The following is a 22,412-nucleotide window of genomic DNA, read 5'->3' as shown; positions in this document are numbered from 1 at the left end:
AGCGGTCGTCGGCGGTTGCCGGAACCGACGTGACTGGCATGCATCGGCGCAGCCCGACTCAGGCCGACGCGTACCTCGCCGCGCCGCCAACCCAGCGCGCGATGATGCGCTCGGCCACGTCCGGCGCCTGCGCCAGCAGCTGCGCGCCGACCTGCTGCACCAGGGGCAACAGGTCGGCATCGCGCGCGAGGTCGGCGACCCGGAAACCAGCGAGGCCGGTCTGGCGCGTGCCCAGCAACTCGCCGGGGCCGCGCAGTTCCAGATCCTTCTCCGCGATCACGAAACCGTCGTGGGTCTGGCGCATGGTTTCCAGCCGCTGCTTCGCCAGCTGCGACAGCGGCGACTGGTACAGCAGCACGCAGCTGGACGCGGCACTGCCCCGCCCCACGCGCCCGCGCAGCTGGTGCAACTGGGCGAGCCCGAGGCGCTCGGCGTTCTCGATGATCATCAACGAGGCATTGGGCACGTCGACGCCGACCTCGATGACCGTGGTGGCGACGAGCAGGTCGATCGCGCCTTCCTTGAACGCGCGCATGGTCGCCTGCTTCGCGGCGGCCTTCATGCGCCCGTGGACCAGGCCGACGCGCAGCTTGCCCAGTTGCTTCGACAGCTCCTCGAACGTGCTCTGCGCCGCCTGCGCGACCACTTCGTCGCTGTCGTCGATCAGCGTGCACACCCAGTAGGCCTGGCGGCCCTCGGCGCACGCGGTGCGGATCCGCTCCACCAGTTCCGGACGGCGCTCCGCGCTCAGTGCGACGGTCTGCACCGGCGTACGCCCCGGCGGCAGTTCATCGATCGCGGACACGTCGAGGTCGGCGTAGGCCGCCATCGCAAGGGTGCGCGGGATCGGCGTGGCCGTCATCACCAGCTGGTGCGGGACGATGCTGTCGCCGTTGCCCGTGCCGCCAGTGCCCTTGTCGCGCAGGGCCAGGCGCTGGTGCACGCCGAAGCGGTGCTGTTCGTCGACGATGGCCAGGGCCAGGTCGTTGAACGCCACGCCTTCCTGCATCAGCGCGTGCGTGCCGACGACGACCTGCGCCGCACCGGACGCGACTTCCTCCAGCACCTTGCTGCGTGCCTTGCCGGTGACCTTGCCGGCGAGCCAGGCGACGCGCACGCCCAGCGGTTCGAGCCAGCCGCGCAGGTTGTTGAGGTGCTGCTCGGCGAGCAGCTCCGTTGGCGCCATCAGCGCCGCCTGTTGGCCGGCCTCGACCGCCTGCATCGCGGCGAGCGCGGCGACCACGGTCTTGCCGCTGCCGACATCGCCCTGCACCAGCCGCAGCATCGGCGTGGGCTTGCCGAGGTCGGCATGGATTTCATCGAAGACGCGCTGCTGCGCCCCGGTCAGCCGGAACGGCAGCGCCTTGCGCAGCTTCGCCGCCAGCGTCGCCTTGCGCAGCGCCGGCGCGGCGTGCGCCTGCTGTGCCAGGCGCTGGCGCCGCAGGCTGAGGTGGTGGGCGAGCAGTTCTTCCAGCGCCAGCCGCCGCTGCGCCGGATGGCGCCCGGCCAGCAACGCCGCGATGTCCTCGCCGGCCTGCGGCCGGTGCACCGTCAGCAACGCCTCGCGCAGCGAAGGCAGTCGCAGGGAATCGCGCAGCGCGGCCGGCAGCAGCTCCAGCGAATCGTCCTGCGGCAGGCGCTCGAGCGCCAGGCCGATCAGCTTGCGCAGCGAGGCCGGGCCGACGCCTTCGATCGCCGGATACACCGGATCGAGCGCGCTACCGAGTTCGGCCTCCACGGCGTCATCGAGCAGGCGGTAGCTGGGATGCACCATCTCCAGGCCGTGCTGGCCGAGCCGCGGGGTGCCGTAGCAGCGCACGCGCGCGCCGGGCGCGAACTGCGCGACCTGCGCGGCACGAAAATGGAAGAAGCGCAGCACCAGGGTCGCATGCGAATCGTCACCGATCGCCACGCGCAGCATCGGGCGATAGCGGAAGCCGCGCTCGACGGCTTCCACGCGTCCATCCACCTGCGCCGCAACGCCGGCCTGCAAGCCACGGATCGGCGTCAGCGTGGTGCGGTCCTCGTACTGCCGCGGCAGGTGCAGCCACAGGTCCTGCACCGTCAGCAGCCCGCGCGCGGCGAGCTTCTCCGCCACGCTCGGGCCGACGCCGCGCAGACTGCTCAGGGCTTGCTGGTTGAGGGCGACGGCCGCGCGCTTCGCGCTGGCGCCGGAAGGAGTCGGCATCCGTGAAGCATGCCGGGATCATCGGCCGAGCAACAGTACTGGCGCGGCCCGCGGCGTCCTGCGGCCGCGGGGCAGGCGGTGCCGACGCTGCGGCACCGCCTGCGCAGCTCAGTATTTGACGGTCACTTCCAGGCCGTACGTGCGCGGCTCGCTCACCATCGCGCCGACCACGCCGAGGACGTCGCGGCCGTAGGTGTTCAGACCGGTCACGTAACGGTTGTCGAAGACGTTGTTGCCGTAGACCGCCCAGCCCCAGTGGCCGCGCGGCGACGTCCAGCCCAGGCGCACGTCGGTACGTTCCTGGGCCTCGCCGAGATCGAGCGCGGTGTTGGCGCTGCAGTCGCCCTGCAGTTCGGAACCGTCGTTGCAGCGACGCTTGCCGCGATACGCATGCCGCGCCGACAGGCGCAGGTCGCCGCCGGCTTCGCCGACGTGGAAGACGTACGACGCACCGATCGAGGCCGACAGGTTGGGCTCGCCCGTGGGCTGGCCACTGAGATCGACGCCCTCGGGCGTGACGTAATCCTTGAAGGTGGAATCGATCCACTCGGCCTGCACGTCGAAGCCGAACGCGTCCGTTACCTGCCAGCGCGCGTCGAAGTCCACGCCCCATGCCTCCAGGTCGCCGGTGTCGATGACGAAGCGCGGGATGTCGGTCGGGTTGGTCGGGTCCGGGTCGATCAGGCGCACCGACTGCCGGTTGTCGTAGTTGTAGCGGAACACCGACGCGTTGTACGAGAGCCGGTTGGCGAACGCCTGCTTGATGCCGGCCTCGAAATTCCAGACCTCCTCGTTGTCGAAGGCCGGACCGATCTGTAGCGCGTTGTAGCCGCCGGCCTTGTAGCCCTTCGCCAGCGACGCGTAGACCATGCCGTTGTCGTTGAAGTGGTAATCGGCGACGAAGCGCGGGCTCACGTCGCTCCACGACTTGCTGGCGCGGTTGGTGACGCCCTTGTTGGCGATCGCCGGCGGGTCGATGAAGGCGATGTCGAACGTCAGCGTATCGCGGGTGATGGGCACGCCGGCCGCATTGATCGCGTCGAAGAAGCCGATCGCCTCCAGGAAATCCAGCTGGGCGTCCAGCGCCGGCGTGCTGCGCGGATTGTTGAGCCAGCTGAAGTCCTTCTCGTCGCGGGTGTAGCGCAGGCCGAAGGTCAGGTTGAGCTTGTCGGTGGCATGCCAGATCACGTCGCCGAACGCGGCATAGGACGTGGTGCCCAGCGTGTTCTGGAACTGCTCGTTCCAGTCGTGGCCGAGCAGGTTGACGGGGATGCCGAACGAGTTGGCGAGGAACGTGGTGAAGCCGTACAGGCTGCCGTCCGGCGTCGGCGCCACGCCGAGGTTGCGGACGATGTTGTCGACCGTGGTCGTGTTGGTGTTGACCTCGCTGGTCTGGCGCGCGTCCTCGTCGAAGTAGCTGGCGCCCGCGACCCAGTCGATGTGCTCGTTGCTGCCGCCGAACTTGAACTCCTGGTAGAAGCTCTCGTTGCTCTCGGTGTTGGTCGAGTCGATGTAGAGGTCCGCGCGGTTGGTACCGTCCTCCTCCACCTGGTTGAGCGAGTCGTAGTTGCGCCAGGACGTGGTCGAGGTCAGCGTGCCCCAGCTGAAGGTGTGGTCGACGATCAGCGACACGCCGTCGAACGTGCGCCATTCCGCGCTGGTATCGGCGTCGCTGAAGGTCTGCGCGTGGCGCGGGTCGAAGTAGTCGTCGGGATCGGCCGGCGCCGCGGGACGACCCGGCGCGGGCGGCAGGGTGACGATGCCGGTGGTGGGGCGGCCGTTCTGGTCGAGGCTCTCGTGGTCCCAGCTCAGGTAGGCGGTGGTGTTGTCGCCCATGCGCACCTGCCACGACGCGCGCGTGGCCCAGTTGTCCTCGCCGCCGAGGTCCTTGCCCGTCGCGCCATCCTGCACCCAACCGTCGCTGTGGTTGAGCAGCGCATTCAAGCGGAAGGCGGAGTTGTCGCCGGTGGGGAGGTTCCACATCGCTTCGGCATAGCGCTTGCCGTAGTTGCCGATGCGCAGCTTGGCGCGCGCCTCGACGTCGTCCTGCGGCCTCCGCGTGATCAGCGAGATGGCGCCGGCGGCGGTGTTGCGGCCGAACAGCGTGCCCTGCGGGCCCTTCAGCACCTCGATGCGCTCGACATCGACGAAGGGCAGCAGCACGCCGCCACCGCGGCCGCCGTACACGCCATCGACGAAGATGCCGACCGCGGGATCGGTGCCGATGCCGAAGTCGTCGGTCTCGATGCCGCGCAGCTTGATCGACGGCTGCGTCGGCTGCAGCCCGTTCACCACCAGTCCCGGCACGAAGGCATCGATGTCGCTGAGGTCCTCGGCCGCGACGTCGTCGAGGATCTGCGCGTTGAGCACCTGCAACGCGATCGGCACGTCCTGGATTTCCTGCTCGCGGCTCTGCGCGGTGACGGTGATCGCGTCGAGGTCGGTGGCCGCCTGTTGCGACGCGTCGGCCGGCGCGGCCTCCTGCGCGAGCACCAACGGCGATGCGACCAGCCACGCGCAACCGAACAGCGCGTGGGCCAGCGAGACGGACAGGCGGTTCTTGCGAAGCGACATCGGAATACCCCCAGAAGTTTTCCGTTGATGAAGCGACCCGGTGGACGCCGGAGCCGGCGTTACAACCGTTGTTGTGCAGCGCCCTCGGCGGCCGACGTACTGCAATTCCCCAGCCAGCCCTTGATCCAGTCGCGGATCACGGCCACGCCCTCTTCGTGCACCGTGGCGCGACCGACCTCCGGCATCATCGCACCGGGATCGAGGCTGCTCATCCGGTACACCAGGATCGAGTCGTCGGGATGGCCGGGAGCGATGTCGAACATGTGGTCGCCCGTGCCCTGCCCCGCCGCGACCGGCGGCTTGCATTCGCCCAGGCGGATCGGGTCGCGCGTGGCCGCGTCGAGCCAGAGCCCCGACGTGTCGGCCGGGCCCTTGGCGCTGTGGCAATGGCCGCAGTTGATGTCGAGGTAGGCGCGGGCGCGGTCACCGATCGGCGTGGTGGCATCGTCGAAACGCGCGTTGCGCGGGACGTCGTTGGCCGGGAGGCCGTCGAGCCGGCCCATCGTCGCCATGCGCGCCAGCTGGTTCTCGCCGGGATGCCAGGGATCGTCGCGGTTGAGATGCCGGGCACGCGCGCCGATCGGCTGGATCGCATGCACGCTGTTGTCGGTGGCATGGCAACCGGCGCACTGGTTCTCGTCGGGCACCAGGTAGGTGATCTGCAACGGCGCCTCCTGCGTGGTGGCATTCGCGGGCCGGTGCAGTTCCAGCGGAACGAGATCGCCCGCACGCGCGAGCGTCGCTTCGGTCTGCTCGGCATTCCAGACGTACGGCAACGCCACCCATCCGGTCGCACGACGCACCAGCAGGCGCGTCTCGATCATGCGCATCTGCTTCAGGTCGAGCCCATCGCGGTTCTCGCCGGCCTGTTCGGCGACGCGCAGCACGGCGGCGTCGCTGCCCCCCGCGCGCGGGTAGTAGAAGGTCTTGCTGATGATGGTGCCGACCGGGAAGTCGAACGCCTCGCCATCGCGGTAATGCGCCGTCGCCCCCTTCGGCATCCAGATCGTCCGCAGCTTGTGCGCGTAGTCGCTGAACAGCGCGGTGTTGAGCGCATAGGGCTCGACGCCGGCGTTGAGGCGCAGGCGTTCGCCGTCCGCCACCAGCACGTGCCAGTCGCTCAGTTTTTCCGGCTGGCCCTGCGCATGGAAGGTCACCGCCTCGTCATGTGCGCGCTTGCACGCGCCACAGCCCAGCAACACCACCAGCGCCAGTGCGGCGATCGAAACCCGGTTCATGCGGAGGGCTGCGCTCCGGCCATGGCGTCGGCCTTCGCCGCATCGGGTGCGGGCAGCACGATCTCGGGCAACGCGGGCAGCGTGCAGCGCATGGCATCGCCGACCAGGCTGGGGTTCTTGTACTTGTTCGGCCCGTCCGCGTTGAGCACGCCCGATGCGCCTTCGATGCAGATCTGCGGCCCCTGCGTGCGCTTGGCGTTGGCGTAGCCGTCCCACAGCACGTCCGGCAGGCGTCCGCGCAGGCCGAACATCGCGAGCTTCAACGCCTTCAGGTCGAGCCCGTCGGGCGAATCGCCGCCCTCCTTGAAGCGGTTGCCGTGGACATAGACCTCCTCCGGGTACGGGTCGTAGTCCTTGGAGATGCCGTACTTGTTCATGTAGCCGGTGGACCAGTAGCTGGAGATGATCACGTTCGCGGTCTTGTTGCCGGTGATGTCGTTGTCGAAGATCTCCACCTTGTCGGCCGAGTTGAGCACCACGCCGGAACCGGCCGGCACGCTCGCCACCGCCGCGCCCTTGCGCGCGAAGTTGTCGGTGTTGTTGTCGACCACCTTGTTGCGGAACACGCGCGTGCTGTGCCCGCGGCGCGGCAGGTTGGGCATGTCGAAAACGAGGATGCCGCCGGTGTTCTGCGTGGCGGTGTTCTCGTAGACGTCGGCGTTCTTGCTGTTCTCGATCTCGATGCCGGCGACGTTGCGCTCCACGCGGTTGCGCCGGACCACGATCGTGTCGGACTGCCCGACGTAGAGCCCGGCATCCGACGCGCCGATCACCACGCAGTCCTCGATCAGCACGTTCCTGGTCTGCACGGGGTACAGGCCGTACGCGCCGTTGTCGGTGTGCGGACCGCGCGTCCACTCCACGCGCACGCCGCGGATGGTGATGTTCTCGCCTTCGTTGACCTTCAGGCCGTCGCCCTTGCTGTCCTCGATCGCAAGGTGCTCGATGGTGAAGTCGCCGGCGTTGACCAGCAGGCCTTCGGCGCCGCTCTTCTGGCCCTTGAAGCTGAGCACGGTCTTGTCCATGCCCGCGCCGCGGAGGGTCACGCCGTCCACGCGCAGGTTGAGGCTACGATCGAAGGCGTAGGTGCCGGCCGGAATGTCGATGACCTCGCCCGGCTTGGCATCGAGCAGGCGCTCGATCAGGACCTTCTGGTAGTCGCGGTCGACGGCGACCGCCGCGCTGTCCTGCCGCTGGCAACCCGCCAGCCCTGCCGCCACCGCCACGCACAACACGATCCGCTTCATCGCTGCACCCCCGACTGGCCCCCGGGGAGTCTGTGACGCCGCCGCGCCTCGCGTGGAGGGCAAACGCGGCATACTCAGGGGGGCAAAGCGGACAACGCGTGGGCGGGGCATGCAGGAACCGGATGACATCCTCCCCGACGCCGGGGATCCGCGGCTCACCGCCGCCAACATCAAGAGCACGATCGTCGCGGGCCTGGTCGCGCTGGCACGGGAGCGCGGCATTTCCAGCGACGGCTGGTTCGCCGGCCTGCGGCTGGGGCCGGCGCAGTTCTCCGTCGACGCCCTGCCCTACCTGTCGTACCGGCAGGCCGCCCAGGTCATCCGCCGCGCCCTGCGCAGCCTGCCCGGGCAGGGTCATGGCCTCGTGCTGGGGGCGCGGCAGGACATCGGCAGTTTCGGCCTGCTGGGCCTGGCGATGCTGACGGCGCCCGACTTCGAGCGCGCGCTGCGCCTGGGCATCCACTACGCCCCGATCACCGGTGCGATGGTGGAACTGGCGCTGGAGGACGTGCGCGGCGGCATCGCGGTTGTCGCCCGCACGCGCGATCGCGCCGAGCGCGAGCTGGAGGCGTTCCTGTGCGAGGAATTGTTCGTCAGCTCGCTGCACCTGTGCCGCGGCCTGCTGGGACCCGATTTCGTGCCGCGGCGTGTTGAACTCGCGTATCCGGCGCCGGCCTACGCGGACGAATACGCGTCGGCGTTTGCCTGCGACGTTGTCTTCGGTTGCGATCGCAATCGGGTGCTCATCGACGCGGCGTGGCTGACCTCGCCGATGCCCGCGCACAACCCGGCGAGCGCGCAGCAGGTGCTCGCGCTGTGCGATGCGCAGATGCCGGGCGACCGCTCCAGCAGCGAGATCGTGGCGGTCGTCGAGCGCCTGCTGCTGTCGCAGCTGGCCGACAACCCGCGCCTGGTCGACATCGCCGCCGAGCTGCACATGACCGAACGCACCCTGCGCCGCCAGCTGCAGGCGGCGCAGACCAGTTTCACCGCGTTGCACGACCGCATCCGCAATGCCTCGGCGCGGCGCCTGCTCGCCGAGTCGCACCTGACCATCGCGCAGGTCGGCACGGCGGTGGGGTTCAAGGATGCGCGCGAGTTCCGCCGCGCCTTCAAGCGCTGGTCGGGGGTCGCGCCGACCGCGTTGCGTTCACCCGGCTGAGCACAGACCCACCGCGCGCCCGGGCATCACGCGTTGCGTGCCGGCAAGCCGGCGATGGAATTCCGGCAGCGGTCAGTCCAGCACCATGATCGCGTCGATCTCGAACTGCACGCCACGCGGCAGCGCCGACACCTGCACGGTCGAACGCGCGGGGAACGGCGCGCTGAAGTATTCGCCCATCACCGCATTCACCTTGGCGAAGTCGCCGAGGTCGGTGAGGAACAGGCCCGCGCGCACGATCTTGTCGAGCGAACCGCCCGCGGCTTCGCACACCGCCTTGAGGTTCTCGAACGCGCGTCGCGCCTGCGCCTCGACGTCGCCCTCGATGACCAGGCCGGTGTTGGGATCCAGCGGGATCTGGCCGGACAGGTAGACGGTGTCGCCGGCGCGGATGGCCTGCGAATACGGGCCGATGGCCGCGGGCGCGCGGTCGGTGTGGATGATCTCGCGGGACATGTTGGAAGCCGGGATTAGGGATTGGAGATTAGTTTAGAGCGGCGGGCACGGGTACGCCTCAGGTCTCGCGGTTTCACGAATCCCGAAAGCCCGAATGCGCGGCAATCAGATCCGCTGCACGCCCAGCACGACCTTGAGCCGGCGCACGCGGCGCATCACCTCCGCCAGGTGCTTGCGGTCGCGCACTTCGATCTGGAAGCGGATCGCCGAGACGTTGGTGTCGCGCTCGATGTATTCGAGCCGGTCGATGTTCGACTCGGCCTCGGCGATGGCCGCGGCGACCTGCGCGAGCGCGCCCGGACGGTTGTCGAGTTCGATGCGCATGGCGGTGGGGAAATCGCCCGTGACCTCGCGGTCCCAACCGATCGACACCCAGCGGTCGGGCGACTTGCGGTACTCGGCGACGTTCGGACAATCCAGGCGGTGCACCACGATGCCCTTGCCGGTGGTGTGGTAACCCATGATCTCGTCGCCCGGGATCGGCAGGCAGCATTGGGCGAAGCTGATGACGCCGCGCTCGGCGCCGGTGATGAGGATCTTGTCCTCGGCGCGCGGCAGCACCTCGGGTTCCGGCGCCGCCTTGCGCGACTTCTTCGCCGTCGCTTCGCGCACCAATGCCTGCGCGACCTGCTGCGGCATGCGGTTGCCCAGCGCGATGTCGGCCAGCAGCGCCTCCAGGCGCGGGTAGCGGTGCTCGGCGAGGAAGGCATCCATGCGCGGCGCGGGGACGCGCTCGAGCGAGGTCGCCTGCGCCTCCAGCGCGCGATCGAGCATGCGGTGGCCCAGCTGCACGGCGTCCTCGTGCTCCAGCTGCTTGAGCTGCTGGCGGATCGAGGTGCGCGCCTTGCCGGAAACCACGAACTCCAGCCACTGCGGCTTGGGCGCCGCCGACTTCGCGGTGATGATCTCCACGCGCTGGCCGCTGGCCAGCTTGCTGCGCAGCGGCACCAGCTTGCCGTCCACGCGCGAGGCCACCGCGTGGTTGCCCACGTCGGTGTGCACGGCGTAGGCGAAGTCGAGCGCGGTAGCGTTGCGCGGCAACGACAGGATGTCGCCCTTGGGCGTGAACAGGTAGACCTCGTCGGGGAACAGGTCGACCTTGACGTTCTCCAGGAATTCCAGCGACGAACCGGTGGCGCGTTGCTGCTCGACCAGGTTGGTGATCCAGCCCTGCGCGCGACTCTGTGCGCTCGACGGCATATCGCGGCCGCCGTGCTTGTACGACCAGTGCGCGGCGATGCCACGCTCGGCGATCAGGTCCATGTCCTCGGTGCGGATCTGCACCTCGATCGGCGAGCCGTAGGGCCCGAACAGCACCGTGTGCAGCGACTGGTAGCCGTTGGCCTTGGGGATGGCGATGAAGTCGCGGAAGCGCGCGTCCAGCGGCTTGTAGGCGGCGTGCACCACGCCAAGCGCGTGGTAGCAGTCGGCCACGGTGCCGACCACGATGCGGAAGCCGAACACGTCCATCACCTGGGTGAAGCTTTTGTGCTCCGCGCGCATCTTCGTGTAGATGCTCCACGGCGACTTCACCCGGCTGATCAGCCGGTGCTGCAGCTTTTCCTTGGCCAGCTTCTGCGCCAGTTGCGCTTCGATCTGCACCAGCGCCTCGCGCCGCATCACCGGCTGGGTGCGAATGCGCTTCTCCAGCACGGCATGACGCCACGGGAACAGGGCGCGGAAGCCGAGGTCCTGCAGCTCGGCCTTGATCAGGTTCATGCCCAGGCGCTGGGCGATCGGCGCGTAGATCTCCAGTGTCTCGGCGGCGATGCGGCGCCGGGCTTCCACGCTCTGCGCGCCGAGCGTGCGCATGTTGTGCAGGCGGTCGGCGAGCTTGATCAGGATCACGCGCAGGTCGCGCGACATCGCCAGCAGCATCTTGCGGAAACTTTCCGCGTTGGCTTCCTGGCGGTCGCGGAACTGCAGCTTGTCCAGCTTGGTGACGCCGTCGACCAGGTCGGTGACGGTGGCGCCGAATTCGGTGGTGATCGAATCGGGCGTGAGCGGGGTGTCTTCCAGGGTGTCGTGCAGGATCGCCGCGACCAGCGTCTCCACGTCCAGGCCCTGGTCGGCCAGCACCTTGGCGACCGCGACCGGGTGGGTGATGTACGGCTCGCCCGACTTGCGCGTCTGCCCGGCGTGCGCGGCGGCGCCGATGCGCCAGGCGCGGCGCAGTTGCCCGCGTTGCGCTTCGGGGAGGTAAGCCGCGGCGCGTTCCAGCTCGCGCACGTAGTCCGGCACGTCCGCTTCGTCGAAGGCGGGCGTTGCGGGCGTCAGTACGGGCGTTGCGGGGGTCATGCCCAGAATCTAAGGGCGCGATGGGGGCAGCGCAACGGAATTCCGTCTGAACCTATGGGTGGAATCGGGCCCGCGGGAGCGCCGGCCCTACGCGTGGAACGGCGACACCGTAGAAAACCACGTGCCACATGACACGCGCCAATAAAAACGGCCCCGCCGAGGCGGGGCCGTGGGAATCGCTGAAATCGCGGAGCGGACGGTCCGGGCGATCAGTCGTCGCCCTTGGACATGTCGTCGTCGGCGACCACTTCCGCGGCGGCCCATTCCAGCGCCTCGCGCTCCTTGCGCTCGCGCTCGGACTTCTCGACGGCGTCGATGTAGTCGTTGGTGATGCGGCGCGCGGCGATCTCACGCAGTGCCAGCACGGTCGGCTTGTCCTGGGCCTCGCTGTTGTCGAGCATCGGCTCGACGCCGTTGGCCAGCTGGCGCGCGCGCTTGGCGGCCATCATGACGAGTTCGAAGCGGTTATCGACCACTTCCAGGCAATCTTCTACGGTGATGCGGGCCATGGGGACTCCGGGCGGCCGGTCGGGCCGTCCATCAGGCTTTGAGGGGGTGTGGATTGTAAGGGCCGGCGTCGCCCGAAAGCAACCCATTCCTTGAAAATCAGTGGGTTAGCGCAGAGCGGGCTCTAGCCCGCCGCTTCCCGACACTCATATGGCGGGCTTGAGCCCGCCCTATCCGGCCTCTTAATCGACCAGCAGCTGGGTGATCAGCCGCGAATGCCGGGCCACCTGCGCCTCGCGGCGCAGCCGGCTGGCGGTGAAGATCGCGCACATCTCACCGACGGCCGTATCGAAGTGCTCGTTGACGATGACGTAGTCGAACTCGGTGTAGTGCGACATCTCCTCGCGGGCCGCGTCCAAGCGCTGGCGGATCGTCGCCTCGCTGTCCTGGTTGCGCCCGCGCATGCGCTGTTCCAGCGCCTCGCGCGAGGGCGGGAGGATGAACACGCTCACCGCATCGGGCACCTTGGCGCGGACCTGGCGCGCGCCCTGCCAGTCGATTTCCAGCAGCACGTCCTTGCCGGCGGCCAGCTGCGGCTCCACCGACTGTCGCGCGGTGCCCTTCCAGTCGCCGTGCACCAGTGCGTGCTCGAAGAAGTCGCCTGCGGCGACCATCGCCTCGAACTCCGCGGCACTGACGAAGTGGTAGTGCTCGGCGTGGCGCTCGCCCGGGCGCGGCTGGCGTGAGGTGAACGAAATCGACAGGGCGATGTTCGGGTCGCGCGCCAGCGTGGCGTTGACGATGCTGGATTTGCCGGCACCGGAGGGCGCCGCGACGATGTAGAGGGTTCCGCGCATGCTCGGTCGGGTCACTCGATGTTCTGGATCTGCTCGCGCACCTGGTCGATCAGCACCTTCAGCTCCACCGCGGCGGCGGAACTGCGCGCATCGACCGACTTGGAGCCGAGCGTGTTGGCTTCACGGTTGAATTCCTGCAGCAGGAAGTCCAGGCGCCGGCCCACCGCTTCCTTCAGCTTGAGCACGCGGCGCGCTTCGTCGACGTGCGAGGCCAGGCGGTCCAGCTCTTCCTCGACGTCGAGCTTCTGTAGCCACAGCACCAGTTCCTGCTCGAGACGGCCGGGGTCCAGCGGTTGCGACAGCTCGGCCAGGCGGGTTTCCAGCTTCAGGCGCTGGCCCGCGCGGATCGCCGGCATCAGCGTGCGCACCTCGGCCGCGATACGGGCGATGCCGTCGACACGCTCGATGATGACCGCCGCCAGCTTGCCGCCCTCGCGCTCGCGCGAGGCGACGAACTCTTCCAGCACCTCGTCCAGCAACGCGAGCGCCTGCTCCTGCAGCGCGGCCGCATCGGCCGTGGGCCCCTGCAGCACGCCGGGAAACTGCAGCAGCTGGGTGAAGTCGGTGTGCAGGCCGGGGAAGCGCGCCGCCAGGTCGATGGACAGCTCGCTGAGCTCACGCAGGCGCGTGGGATCGAGTTGCAGTCCGCCGCCGCCTTCGGGCGCGCGCAGGCGCAGGGTGAGGTCGAGCTTGCCGCGCGCGATGCGCTTGGCGATGCGTTCACGCAACGCCGGCTCCAGCGAGCGCAGATCGTCGTGCAGGCGCACACCGATCTCGAGGAAACGGTGGTTGACCGAGCGCAGTTCGCAGCCGAGCGTCCCCCAGGGCGTGGCGCGTTCGCCACTGGCGAAGGCGGTCATGCTGCGGATCATGCGGGGCTCCGGCGGTTTCGGGGGCGCAGTATGCCATTGCGCCGCCGCGGTCCACCCGGCGCCTGGGCTGCGTCCGCGGTGGATTGAAGTGGCCCGACGGGCCGCGCCCGGAATGGCGCCGGAAGGCGACTGCTAAACTACACCGGATGAATACCCCCCTCCCCCGCCCCAGCGGCCGCGCCGCCGACCAGCTGCGCGACGTCCGCATCGAACGCGGTTACACGCGCCACGCCGAAGGCTCCGTCCTGGTCAGCTTCGGCGACACCCGCGTGCTGTGCACGGCCAGCGTCGACGACCGCGTGCCCGCGTTCCTGCGCGGCAAGGGCGAGGGCTGGATCACCGCCGAGTACGGCATGCTCCCGCGCTCCACCAACACCCGCAACGATCGCGAGGCCGCGCGTGGCAAGCAGGGCGGGCGCACGCTGGAGATCCAGCGCCTGATCGGCCGCGCGCTACGCGCGTGCGTCGACCGCAAGGCGCTGGGCGAACGCACCATCACCCTCGACTGCGACGTGCTGCAGGCCGATGGCGGCACCCGCACCGCGGCGATCACCGGCGCCTACGTCGCGCTGGTCGATGCGGTGCGCTGGATGCAGGCGAAGCGGATGATCACGACGAACCCGGTCGTGGGCGCGGTGGCGGCGGTCTCGGTCGGCGTCTATCGCGGCCTGCCGGTGCTCGACCTCGACTACGCCGAGGACAGCGACTGCGACACCGACATGAACGTGGTGATGAACGACGGCGGCGGCTTCATCGAGTTGCAGGGCACGGCCGAGGGCCATGCCTTCCGCCGCGACGAACTCGACGCCCTGCTCGGACTGGCGGAAACCGGCATCGCCACCCTCATCGCCAAGCAGCGCGAGGCGCTGGCCGCCTGACCCCATGCAAGGCGTTCACCCGGGGAGGCGGCAAAGCCGCCCCGGGTCGGCGTTTATCCTGTTTCGCCACTGCCGGCCGCCCGGGGAACGCCCTGGCCGCCGCAAAGGACCCCATGACGCAACATCTCGCAAACATCGCGCTGCTCGTCGGCGACTACGACGAGGCCATCGCCTGGTACACGCAGGTCCTGGGCTTCACCTTGGTGCAGGACGCGGACCTGGGCGACGGCAAGCGCTGGGTGCGCGTGGCGCCGCCCGGGGCCACCGGCACCGCGCTGCTGCTGGCGCGCGCCGACACCGAGGCGCAGCGCACGCGCATCGGCGACCAGGTCGGCGGCCGCGTCGGCTTCTTCCTGCACACCAATGACTTCGCCCGCGACCATGCCGCGATGAGCGAGCGCGGCGTGCGCTTCGCGGAGGAACCGCGGCACGAGGCCTACGGCACGGTGGCGGTGTTCGTCGACCTGTACGGCAACCGCTGGGACCTGGTCGAGTTGAACACGTGAACCGCGCGCCGGTGAAGTTCGTCGTGGCCAGCAGCAACCCGGGCAAGCTCGCGGAATTCCGCGACCTGCTCGGCGACGCCGGCCACGAGTTCGTCACCCAGGGCGAACTCGGCGTGGAGGACGTCGAAGAGACCGGCCTCAGCTTCGTCGAGAACGCCCTGCTCAAGGCACGCAACGCGGCGCGCGCGACCGGCCTGCCGGCGCTCGCCGACGACTCGGGCCTGTGCGTCGATGCGCTCGACGGCGCGCCCGGCCTGTACTCGGCGCGCTACGCCGGCGCCCACGGCGACGCACAGGCCAACATCGCCAAGCTGCTGGGCGCGCTGCAGGACGTGCCGACCGCGCAGCGCACCGCGCATTTCGTCGCGGTGATCGTGCTGCTGCGCCACGCCGACGATCCGCAACCGCTGATCGCCGAGGGGCGCTGGTCCGGACTGATCCTGCCGGCGCCGCGCGGCAGCGGCGGCTTCGGCTACGACCCGGTGTTCCTCGACCCGGAAAACAACCTGTCCGCCGCCGAATTCGAACCGGCGATCAAGAACCGCCTCAGCCACCGCGGCCGGGCCATGGACGTGCTGCGGCAGAAGCTGGCGGACACGACGCTGTAAGCCATGTTCGCGGTGATCTGGGAGTACGAGGTGCGCGCCGGGGCCGAAGCGGAATTCGCGGCGCTGTACGGTCGCGACGGCGCCTGGGTCGCGCTGTTCCGCCGCCATGACGGCTACGTCGACACCGAACTGTGGCGCGATGCCGACACGCCCGACCGCTTCGTCACCATCGATCGCTGGACCTCGGCGACGGCCTATGCGGCCTTCATCACCACCGCGCAACCCGATTACGCGCAGATTGATGCGCGCGGCGATGCGCTGACGCTCACCGAACGCTGCCTGGGCAGGTACACCGCAGCATGAACGGACACCCTTCCGCTCCGAACGCCGCCCCACCGGCACCGTCGTCCGGCGTTGAGCCGCACACGGAGCCGCGACCCGCAAGCGCGCCGCTGCACCCGCCGCCGCTGTCGCTGTACGTGCACCTGCCCTGGTGCGTGCGCAAATGCCCGTACTGCGATTTCAACTCGCACGAAGGCCGCGGCGCGCTGCCGTTCGACGCCTACGTCGATGCGCTGCTGGCCGACCTCGACCACGACCTGCCACTGGTGTGGGGACGCACGGTGCAGAGCGTGTTCTTCGGCGGCGGCACGCCTAGCCTGTTCCCGCCCTGCCACATCGACCGCTTCCTGCAGGGCGCGAGCAGCCGCCTGCGCTTCGCCCCCGGCTGCGAGGTCACCCTGGAAACCAACCCGGGCACCGCCGAGCACGGCCGCTTCGAGCTGTACCAGCAGGCCGGCGTGAACCGGCTCAGCTTCGGCATCCAGAGCTTCGACGACGACTGCCTGCGCCGGCTCGGCCGCATCCACGACAGCCGTGAAGCCGATGCCGCGGTGAAGCTGGCGCAGGACGCCGGCTTCGACAACTTCAACCTCGACCTGATGTACGCGCTGCCGCAACAGACGCTGGCGATGGCCGAGCGCGACCTGGAGCGCGCCTTCGCCCTGCAGCCGACGCACGTGAGCCACTACCAGCTCACGCTGGAGCCGAACACGCTGTTCGCGGCGAAGCCGCCGGCGGGCATTCCCGACGACGACGCCAGCTGGGACATGCAGGAGCATTGCCAGGCACTGCTGGCGGCGAACGGCTACGCGCAGTACGAAGTCAGCGCCTACGCGCGAGCGGGCCGGCAGTGCGCGCACAACCTCAACTACTGGCGCTACGGCGACTACCTGGGCATCGGCGCCGGCGCGCACGGCAAGCTCACCCTGGGCCACGACGAAAGCATCCTGCGGCGCTGGAAGGTGAAACATCCGGGGGCGTACCTGGCCAGCGCCGGCAAGGTGGAAGCGATCGGCGGCGACGACCGGATCGAGCCGTCGCGGCGTCCGTTCGAATTCATGCTCAACGCGCTGCGCCTGGTCGAGGGCTTCGAACTGGACCTGTTCGCCCTGCGCACCGGCGTGGCCGTGGCGGAGATCGCGCCGCAGCTGCAGCAGGCCGTCGCCAACGGCTGGCTGGCCATCGAAGGCGGCCACGCCCGCCCGACCGAAGCCGGCCGGCGCTTCACCAACGACCTGGTGTCGCTGTTCCTCTGAGCAGCCCGATGGGCGCATTCAGGCGGCACCCGCCCGGTCTGGCGCGGATTTTGCGTTGCACTGGGGGAGTCGCCGCTGGCAGCCATGCCTAGGCCGTGATTAAGATCACGGTCACCATCCGGGCGACCCGGGAAAGGATGCATGTCGGTGACCTTCGAACACTCAGTCCTGCACCCCACCCTGGCCTCCGCGACCTTGCCGCGACGGGTTCGCCGCGCACTCGAACAGGTCTACAACCTCGCCGCCGACGAAATGGCGCGCGCCCTGGAACGGATGCTGGCCGAATTCGAGCAGCAGCAGTTCCGCCTCGCCGACCAGGCTGCCAATCCCGGGCAGCAACAGGCGTATTTCGACACCTTGCGGCTGGTGCGGCAGAACCGCGCCGACCTGATCCCCGAATTCCTCAGCGGGCTGGAAGCGGCGCTCGCCGGCATCCGTGAACCCGTGCCCCAGCAGGGCAAGCCCGCGGCGCCGATGCACTTCGGCAGCCTGCGCCTGGTCGAGGACCACGAACTCGACGAGGAAGCGGTGCTGCGTTCGATCGCATCGCGGCATGAATCGCGCACCAGCCTGCCGCTGCACCTGCTCGGGCAACGCTTCGGCGTGCTGGCCGGGTCGCCGGGCTTCGAGGCCGATCGCCTGCCGGTCGGGCCGCGGCAGCTGGGCAACATCCTCGCCAAGGCCAGCCGCGTCCTGCAGATCGAGCTGCAGCCGCGGCTGGAACTGTTCCGCTGCTTCGACCAGTACGCGCTCGCCGGTTATGCGCAGTTGGTCGAAGCCATGAACGCGATGCTGGCGCGCGAGAACATCCTGCCCAACCTGGTCTACGTCCCGATCCGCGTGCGCCCCGCGCTGCAATCGGAGCTCACCGGCGAAGCCGGGCGCGAACGCCGCGAACAGGCGCGCGCGCAAGCCGCTGCCGGCGGTGGTGGCGGTGGCGGTGGATTTGGGGGCGGCGGCGGCCGCGCGCGGCCGTTCACCGGCTGGTTCCCGGGCGAGGAAGAGCAACAGGAGAACCCGGAGAACTTCAACCTGCTGCAGGACATGCTGGCCAACCGCCGCGACCTGCTCAACAAGCTCACCCCCGGCAACACCGACGCGGCCAACCGCGCGCAGCTCAGCACCGACGACGTCATGCAGGCGCTCGCGCGCATGCAGAACGTGCCGCGCGATGCCGGCGAAGGGCGCCCGCGCAGCGTCCACGACGTGCGCCAGGCGCTGCTGGCCCAGAGCCGGCAGGCGCAGGGCCATGCCACAGCGCTCTCGCGCGAGGACAACGACGCCTTCGAACTGCTCGCCATCCTGATGGCGGAGATCCAGCGCGAACTGCGCCAGGACGCCCCGGGCAACCGCCTCGTGCACAAGCTGGTGGTGCCGCTGCTGCGGCTGGTGCTGAAGGACCGCGGTTTCTTCGTCCACCAGAACCATCCGGCACGCCAGCTCCTCAACACCGTCGCCGAATCGGGCGCCAGCTGGGTCGGCGAGGACGAGGTCGATGCACAGCTGAACGACCAGCTCAACCACGCCGTCGACGACGTCGTGACGCACTACGAGGGCGACACCAACGTCTTCGCCGCCGCCAACCAACGCGTGCAGCAGCACCTGCAGGTCATGGCGCGCCGCGCCGAAGTCGCCGAACGCCGGCATGTCGACGCCGCGCGCGGCAAGGAGAAGCTCGAGCTGGCCAAGCGCCGCGCGTCGGAAGTGATCGCCGGCGTCTCCGAGGAGCACAAGCTGCCGCGCTTCGTGCAGACCCTGCTGAGCAACTCCTGGAGCGATGTCCTCACCCTGGTGCAGCTGCGCAACGGCGAGGAATCGGAGGAGTGGCAGCACCAGCTCGAAGTCACGACCGCCATCGTGCGCGCAACCTCGCTCAACCACCCGGCCTCGCCCCCTGATGACCTGGCCGCGCAGATCGAGCATTCGCTGACCCTGGTCGGCTACCACAGCGACGAAGCCGGCGACATCGCGCGCCGCCTGACCGCCAACGTGGACGACGACGAGAACGACGCGGCGTCCCGCACCGAACTGGCGATGCGCCTGAAGGCGCGCGGGCGCCTGGGCCAGGAGGCCAACCCGGACAAGCCGCCGCTGCCGCCGCGCAGCGAACGCGAGCAGGCCGCGTACGACATGCTGCGCACGTTGCCGTTCGGCGCCTGGTTCGAGTTCATCACCAACCAGCAGGGCGATGTCGTGCGCCGGCGCCTGTCCTGGTACAGCCCGATGACCGACCACGCGCTGTTCGTGAACCAGAAGGGCCAGCGCGTGGGCGAGCAGTCGCTCGACAGCCTCGCCCGCATGCTCGCCGGCGGACAGGTGCGCATCGTCACCGTCGAGCACAGCAGCCTGGTCGACCGCGCCTGGCACAGCGCGCTCGGCGTGCTGCGCGGATTCATGGGCGCCAAGCAGGCCGCGGAGGCGCACGACGAGGCGTCGCAGCAGGGAGAGCAGGCATGAAGGAATTCCGTCGCAGCCGGCGCCGCCAGGTCGCCGAGATCATCCAGGTCACCGACAGCATGACCGAGCTGGTCATCGGCCACGTCGGCAACGTCTCCGAAACCGGGATGCTGGTGATGTCGAATGCGCCGCTGGTGGTGGACGCGCTCTACCAGCTGCGTTTCGCCTTGCCCGAAGGCATCTCCAAGACCGCATTCGAAGTGGGCACGCACCTGCTCTGGCGCGACCAGGCCAGCGCCCCGGGCCAGGCCTGGACCGGCTTCCGCTTCATCACCATGAGCGAGCAGCAGATGCAGCAGCTGCGGCGCTGGATCGACGCGCCCGGCAGCCAGTACGCCTGAACGCGCAGCCCCCCCTGAAGCGCCCACGCGAACCGCCAGACTCGGTATCGCGGCGCCGACTTCCTGCATGCGGCGGCTTTTCCGCCGCGCCGTAGAATGCGCGGACCCCACACGGTTGACCGCGCATGAGCCCGAGCAAGAGCACCATCGCCGCGCTGTACCCGCAGCACCTGGACACCCTGCAGCAGCGCACCGCCCAGGCGCTGCAACGCGGCGGCTTCGATCACCTGGTCGTGCCCAGCGGCACCCTGCACTACCACCTGTTCGACGACCGCGATTATCCGTACGCGGTGAATCCGCAGTTCAAGGCGTGGGCGCCGCTGACCCGCAATCCCGGCAGCTGGCTGGTGGCCACGCCCGGCGAGCGGCCGAAGCTGGTGTACCTGCAGCCCTTCGACTACTGGCACGCGGTGCCGGAGAACCCGGCCGGCTACTGGACCGAACACTTCGACATCGTGGTGATCCGCAAGCCGGAAGAGGCGTTGCAGCACCTGCCGCGCGATGCCGCGCGCTGCGCGATCCTCGGCGAGGCGCAGAGCGCGCTCGGCGATTACGTCCCGAACAACCCGCCGGCGGTGGTCAATTACCTGGAATTCCACCGCGCCTGCAAGACGCCGTACGAGATCGCGATGATGCGCGAAGCCTCGCGCATCGGCGTGCGCGCGCATCGCGCGGCGGAGCGCGCGTTCCGCGCCGGCGCCAGCGAATTCGGCATCCACCTGGTCTATTGCCAGGCGGCGCTGCAGGACGCCAACGACCTGCCCTACAACAACATCGTCGGCCTCAACGAGCACTGCGCCGTGCTGCATTACACCGAGCGCGATCGCCTGCCGCCGAAGGCCCTCCGCAGCTTCCTGATCGACGCCGGTGCCAGCTTCCACGGCTACGCCAGCGACATCACCCGCACCTACGCCTACGACACCGCCGGCGAGTTCCAGGCCCTCGTCGACGCCGTCGACAGCGCGCAGCAGGCGATGTGCGCGCAGGTCCGCGCCGGCTTCGACTACAAGCAGCTGCACCTGGATGCGCACCTGTCGCTGGCGCGCATCCTCCGCGACTTCGGCCTGATCAACGTGTCGCCCGAAGTCGCGGTCGAAACCGGCGTGAGCAGCGCGTTCTTCCCGCACGGGATCGGCCACGGCATCGGCCTGCAGGTGCACGAGGTCGCCGGCTTCGCCGAAAGCGACCGCGGCGGCACGATCGCGAAGCCGCCGGGCCATCCGTACCTGCGCCTGACCCGCACGCTGGAGCCGGGCATGGTGGTGACCATCGAGCCGGGCCTGTACTTCATCGACATGCTGCTCGAGGAACTGAAGGACCGGGGCCTGGGACCGAGCGTGAACTGGGAGCGCGTGGCCGCGTTCAAGCCCTACGGCGGCATCCGCATCGAAGACGACGTGGTGTGCACGGACGGCGAACCGCTCAACCTGACGCGCGAGCAGTTCGCCGCCTAGCAACGAAACGAGCGTTTGCAGTGCCGGCCATGGCGCCGGCGCCGCGGCGCAATCGCCGAGCGGAATCCGCCGGCTGCGCTCAGTGCCGGGTTTGCGGTGCGGCCGCCTGCGCCGGCGCCCCGTCCGGGTCCAGGCGTTCCAGGCGTTCCTGCTCGAGCACGTGCAGGTACTCCTCCAGCGAACGCCCTTCGGCTTGCGCCTCGCGCGTCGCCGCGGTTTCCAGCACCGGCGAGAAGGTCAGTTTCAACTCGGCGCCGGCCTGTTCCTGCACGGCGACCACGTGCCGCAGCATCGCGAGGGTCAGCGCCGCGCTGGGCGTGCGCGCCACCACCTTGCCGCCCAGCACCGTCAGCCATTCGCCGTCGCGCCAGCCGGCCCCGCCGACCGTGTTGCCATCGCCGGTTTCCAGCTGGGCATGCGGCTGCAGGGTGCCGCCGAGGCGGCGGATGGCCCGCTTCGGCTCTTTCCTCTTGCGGGCGTCGCGACGGGTTTTCGAATCACGGGACATGGCTGCTCTCGACTGCACCGCGGCCACCGGCGCACGCGCACATGCTACGCGTTCGCGGCACGGCCCGCCCCAGCCGCCGGACTCGGTCATCGTGCGGGCGCCGCGACTGCGCGATGATGGGCGCCTTTCCTGCCCTCGTTCCGAATGAACCCGCTTTCGATCCTGCTCATCGGCCTGGCCATGTCCACCGACGCGTTCGCCGCCGCGATCGGCAAGGGTGCGGCGATGACCCGGCCGCGACTGCCGCAGGCGTTGCGGGCCGGTCTGGTCTTCGGCGTGGTGGAAGCGATCACGCCGGTGATCGGCTGGCTGCTGGGCACCGCGGCCTCGCGCTTCATCGAGGCGTGGGACCACTGGATCGCCTTCGTCCTGCTCGCGGCGCTCGGCCTGCACATGATCTGGCAGGCCTTGCACGCCAGCGACGAAGCGCCCGAGGACGACGGCAACGGCGGCAGCCTGCTCAAGCTCGCCATTGCCGGGCTGGCCACCAGCATCGATGCGATGGCGGTCGGCGTCGGCCTCGCCTTCGCCGACGTGCACATCGCCGTGGTCGCGCTGGTGATCGGCCTGTGCACCTTCACCATGGTCACCCTCGGGGTCATGCTCGGCCGCGCGCTGGGCGCGGTCATCGGCAAGCGCGCCGAGATCGCGGGCGGGGTGATCCTGATCCTGGTCGGTGCCGCGATCGTGCACGAACACCTCAGCGCCGCGGCGGCCTGAGCAAGCGCCCGGCGTCGCCCCTGGCACCACGGCGTGGCGGCCGCTGGCCGCCCGCCGTTTCCC

At 69.5% G+C, this 22,412-nt stretch carries 20 protein-coding genes; 10 read left to right on the top strand and 10 right to left on the bottom strand.

What is annotated here, in order from left to right:
* Window positions 1-58 precede the first annotated feature (58 nt).
* The 4 genes from recG to H8B22_RS09580 form a co-directional block, all read right to left on the bottom strand.
* The gene (recG, locus tag H8B22_RS09595) at window positions 59-2,188 is read right to left on the bottom strand and encodes an ATP-dependent DNA helicase RecG (protein WP_187711211.1); all 2,130 of its coding nucleotides are present in this window, start codon (window positions 2,186-2,188) and stop codon (window positions 59-61) included.
* A 108-nt stretch (window positions 2,189-2,296) separates the two neighbouring features.
* Window positions 2,297-4,762, bottom strand: coding sequence for a TonB-dependent receptor (locus H8B22_RS09590; RefSeq protein ID WP_187711210.1), 2,466 nt, complete (start codon window positions 4,760-4,762; stop codon window positions 2,297-2,299).
* A 59-nt stretch (window positions 4,763-4,821) separates the two neighbouring features.
* Window positions 4,822-6,000, bottom strand: coding sequence for an SO2930 family diheme c-type cytochrome (locus H8B22_RS09585; RefSeq protein ID WP_187711209.1), 1,179 nt, complete (start codon window positions 5,998-6,000; stop codon window positions 4,822-4,824).
* On the bottom strand, window positions 5,997-7,247 hold the full coding sequence (locus H8B22_RS09580; RefSeq protein WP_187711208.1) for a parallel beta-helix domain-containing protein: 1,251 nt from the start codon (window positions 7,245-7,247) through the stop codon (window positions 5,997-5,999). The genes H8B22_RS09585 and H8B22_RS09580 overlap by 4 nt, the downstream gene beginning before the upstream one ends.
* 109 nt (window positions 7,248-7,356) lie before the next feature.
* On the opposite strand from H8B22_RS09580, the gene H8B22_RS09575 reads away from it, so the two are divergent.
* Entirely contained in the window at window positions 7,357-8,409 is a 1,053-nt protein-coding gene (locus tag H8B22_RS09575; RefSeq protein WP_187711207.1) for an AraC family transcriptional regulator, read from the top strand.
* 72 nt (window positions 8,410-8,481) lie between these two features.
* Here the strand turns inward: H8B22_RS09575 and H8B22_RS09570 are convergent, their stop codons facing one another.
* From H8B22_RS09570 to H8B22_RS09550, 5 genes are all read right to left on the bottom strand, one after another.
* Window positions 8,482-8,865, bottom strand: coding sequence for a RidA family protein (locus H8B22_RS09570; RefSeq protein WP_187711206.1), 384 nt, complete (start codon window positions 8,863-8,865; stop codon window positions 8,482-8,484).
* 105 nt (window positions 8,866-8,970) lie between these two features.
* Window positions 8,971-11,163: a RelA/SpoT family protein gene (locus tag H8B22_RS09565; protein WP_187711205.1), complete on the bottom strand. Its 2,193-nt coding sequence runs from the start codon at window positions 11,161-11,163 to the stop codon at window positions 8,971-8,973.
* 209 nt (window positions 11,164-11,372) lie between these two features.
* Entirely contained in the window at window positions 11,373-11,672 is a 300-nt protein-coding gene (gene rpoZ / locus H8B22_RS09560; RefSeq protein WP_187711204.1) for a DNA-directed RNA polymerase subunit omega, read from the bottom strand.
* 180 nt (window positions 11,673-11,852) lie between these two features.
* Entirely contained in the window at window positions 11,853-12,467 is a 615-nt protein-coding gene (gmk, locus tag H8B22_RS09555; RefSeq protein ID WP_187711203.1) for a guanylate kinase, read from the bottom strand.
* Between the two features lie 11 nt (window positions 12,468-12,478).
* Complete coding sequence (locus tag H8B22_RS09550; protein ID WP_187711202.1) at window positions 12,479-13,339, bottom strand: YicC/YloC family endoribonuclease; 861 nt, start codon at window positions 13,337-13,339, stop codon at window positions 12,479-12,481.
* Window positions 13,340-13,485: 146 nt separating this feature from the next.
* Here H8B22_RS09550 and rph point away from each other — a divergent pair, with 146 nt between their 5' ends.
* The 8 genes from rph (at window position 13,486) to pepQ (ending at window position 21,121) form a co-directional block, all read left to right on the top strand.
* Window positions 13,486-14,217 carry a ribonuclease PH gene (rph, locus tag H8B22_RS09545; protein ID WP_187711201.1) on the top strand — a complete coding sequence of 244 codons (732 nt, stop codon included), beginning with the start codon at window positions 13,486-13,488 and terminating at the stop codon, window positions 14,215-14,217.
* 113 nt (window positions 14,218-14,330) lie between these two features.
* Complete coding sequence (locus tag H8B22_RS09540) at window positions 14,331-14,723, top strand: VOC family protein (RefSeq protein WP_187711200.1); 393 nt, start codon at window positions 14,331-14,333, stop codon at window positions 14,721-14,723.
* An 11-nt stretch (window positions 14,724-14,734) separates the two neighbouring features.
* Window positions 14,735-15,331, top strand: coding sequence for an RdgB/HAM1 family non-canonical purine NTP pyrophosphatase (gene rdgB, locus H8B22_RS09535; protein ID WP_187713607.1), 597 nt, complete (start codon window positions 14,735-14,737; stop codon window positions 15,329-15,331).
* Between the two features lie 3 nt (window positions 15,332-15,334).
* Window positions 15,335-15,634, top strand: coding sequence for an antibiotic biosynthesis monooxygenase family protein (locus H8B22_RS09530; RefSeq protein WP_187711199.1), 300 nt, complete (start codon window positions 15,335-15,337; stop codon window positions 15,632-15,634).
* Complete coding sequence (hemW, locus tag H8B22_RS09525; protein ID WP_187711198.1) at window positions 15,631-16,869, top strand: radical SAM family heme chaperone HemW; 1,239 nt, start codon at window positions 15,631-15,633, stop codon at window positions 16,867-16,869. The genes H8B22_RS09530 and hemW overlap by 4 nt, the downstream gene beginning before the upstream one ends.
* A 141-nt stretch (window positions 16,870-17,010) precedes the next feature.
* Window positions 17,011-19,326 (top strand): DUF1631 family protein, encoded by a 2,316-nt coding sequence (locus H8B22_RS09520; protein WP_187711197.1) that lies wholly within the window; start codon window positions 17,011-17,013, stop codon window positions 19,324-19,326.
* On the top strand, window positions 19,323-19,667 hold the full coding sequence (locus H8B22_RS09515) for a PilZ domain-containing protein (protein ID WP_187711196.1): 345 nt from the start codon (window positions 19,323-19,325) through the stop codon (window positions 19,665-19,667). The genes H8B22_RS09520 and H8B22_RS09515 overlap by 4 nt, the downstream gene beginning before the upstream one ends.
* A 125-nt stretch (window positions 19,668-19,792) precedes the next feature.
* Window positions 19,793-21,121 carry a Xaa-Pro dipeptidase gene (gene pepQ, locus H8B22_RS09510; protein WP_187711195.1) on the top strand — a complete coding sequence of 443 codons (1,329 nt, stop codon included), beginning with the start codon at window positions 19,793-19,795 and terminating at the stop codon, window positions 21,119-21,121.
* 79 nt (window positions 21,122-21,200) lie between these two features.
* Here pepQ and H8B22_RS09505 read toward each other — a convergent pair whose 3' ends face one another.
* Entirely contained in the window at window positions 21,201-21,629 is a 429-nt protein-coding gene (locus H8B22_RS09505; RefSeq protein WP_187711194.1) for a hypothetical protein, read from the bottom strand.
* A gap of 144 nt (window positions 21,630-21,773) precedes the next feature.
* Between H8B22_RS09505 and H8B22_RS09500 the strand changes: the two genes are divergently transcribed.
* Window positions 21,774-22,349 carry a manganese efflux pump MntP gene (locus tag H8B22_RS09500; RefSeq protein WP_187711193.1) on the top strand — a complete coding sequence of 192 codons (576 nt, stop codon included), beginning with the start codon at window positions 21,774-21,776 and terminating at the stop codon, window positions 22,347-22,349.
* Window positions 22,350-22,412: the final 63 nt, after the last annotated feature.

It is taken from the genome of Lysobacter terrestris (genome assembly GCF_014489475.1).
Classification (GTDB): Bacteria; Pseudomonadota; Gammaproteobacteria; order Xanthomonadales; family Xanthomonadaceae; genus Agrilutibacter; species Agrilutibacter terrestris.
The sequence above is the reverse complement of the archived record's forward strand: the minus strand, read 5'-3'. Positions and strand labels throughout refer to the sequence as shown.

What these genes read in the sequence shown, in the direction of transcription:
- recG (WP_187711211.1), bottom strand. Translation starts at nt 2,188, where the DNA reads ATGCCGACTCCTTCCGGCGCCAGCGCGAAGCGCGCGGCCGTCGCCCTC.
- H8B22_RS09590 (WP_187711210.1), bottom strand. Translation starts at nt 4,762, where the DNA reads ATGTCGCTTCGCAAGAACCGCCTGTCCGTCTCGCTGGCCCACGCGCTG.
- H8B22_RS09585 (WP_187711209.1), bottom strand. Translation starts at nt 6,000, where the DNA reads ATGAACCGGGTTTCGATCGCCGCACTGGCGCTGGTGGTGTTGCTGGGC.
- H8B22_RS09580 (WP_187711208.1), bottom strand. Translation starts at nt 7,247, where the DNA reads ATGAAGCGGATCGTGTTGTGCGTGGCGGTGGCGGCAGGGCTGGCGGGT.
- H8B22_RS09575 (WP_187711207.1), top strand. Translation starts at nt 7,357, where the DNA reads ATGCAGGAACCGGATGACATCCTCCCCGACGCCGGGGATCCGCGGCTC.
- H8B22_RS09570 (WP_187711206.1), bottom strand. Translation starts at nt 8,865, where the DNA reads ATGTCCCGCGAGATCATCCACACCGACCGCGCGCCCGCGGCCATCGGC.
- H8B22_RS09565 (WP_187711205.1), bottom strand. Translation starts at nt 11,163, where the DNA reads ATGACCCCCGCAACGCCCGTACTGACGCCCGCAACGCCCGCCTTCGAC.
- rpoZ (WP_187711204.1), bottom strand. Translation starts at nt 11,672, where the DNA reads ATGGCCCGCATCACCGTAGAAGATTGCCTGGAAGTGGTCGATAACCGC.
- gmk (WP_187711203.1), bottom strand. Translation starts at nt 12,467, where the DNA reads ATGCGCGGAACCCTCTACATCGTCGCGGCGCCCTCCGGTGCCGGCAAA.
- H8B22_RS09550 (WP_187711202.1), bottom strand. Translation starts at nt 13,339, where the DNA reads ATGATCCGCAGCATGACCGCCTTCGCCAGTGGCGAACGCGCCACGCCC.
- rph (WP_187711201.1), top strand. Translation starts at nt 13,486, where the DNA reads ATGAATACCCCCCTCCCCCGCCCCAGCGGCCGCGCCGCCGACCAGCTG.
- H8B22_RS09540 (WP_187711200.1), top strand. Translation starts at nt 14,331, where the DNA reads ATGACGCAACATCTCGCAAACATCGCGCTGCTCGTCGGCGACTACGAC.
- H8B22_RS09530 (WP_187711199.1), top strand. Translation starts at nt 15,335, where the DNA reads ATGTTCGCGGTGATCTGGGAGTACGAGGTGCGCGCCGGGGCCGAAGCG.
- hemW (WP_187711198.1), top strand. Translation starts at nt 15,631, where the DNA reads ATGAACGGACACCCTTCCGCTCCGAACGCCGCCCCACCGGCACCGTCG.
- H8B22_RS09520 (WP_187711197.1), top strand. Translation starts at nt 17,011, where the DNA reads ATGTCGGTGACCTTCGAACACTCAGTCCTGCACCCCACCCTGGCCTCC.
- H8B22_RS09515 (WP_187711196.1), top strand. Translation starts at nt 19,323, where the DNA reads ATGAAGGAATTCCGTCGCAGCCGGCGCCGCCAGGTCGCCGAGATCATC.
- pepQ (WP_187711195.1), top strand. Translation starts at nt 19,793, where the DNA reads ATGAGCCCGAGCAAGAGCACCATCGCCGCGCTGTACCCGCAGCACCTG.
- H8B22_RS09505 (WP_187711194.1), bottom strand. Translation starts at nt 21,629, where the DNA reads ATGTCCCGTGATTCGAAAACCCGTCGCGACGCCCGCAAGAGGAAAGAG.
- H8B22_RS09500 (WP_187711193.1), top strand. Translation starts at nt 21,774, where the DNA reads ATGAACCCGCTTTCGATCCTGCTCATCGGCCTGGCCATGTCCACCGAC.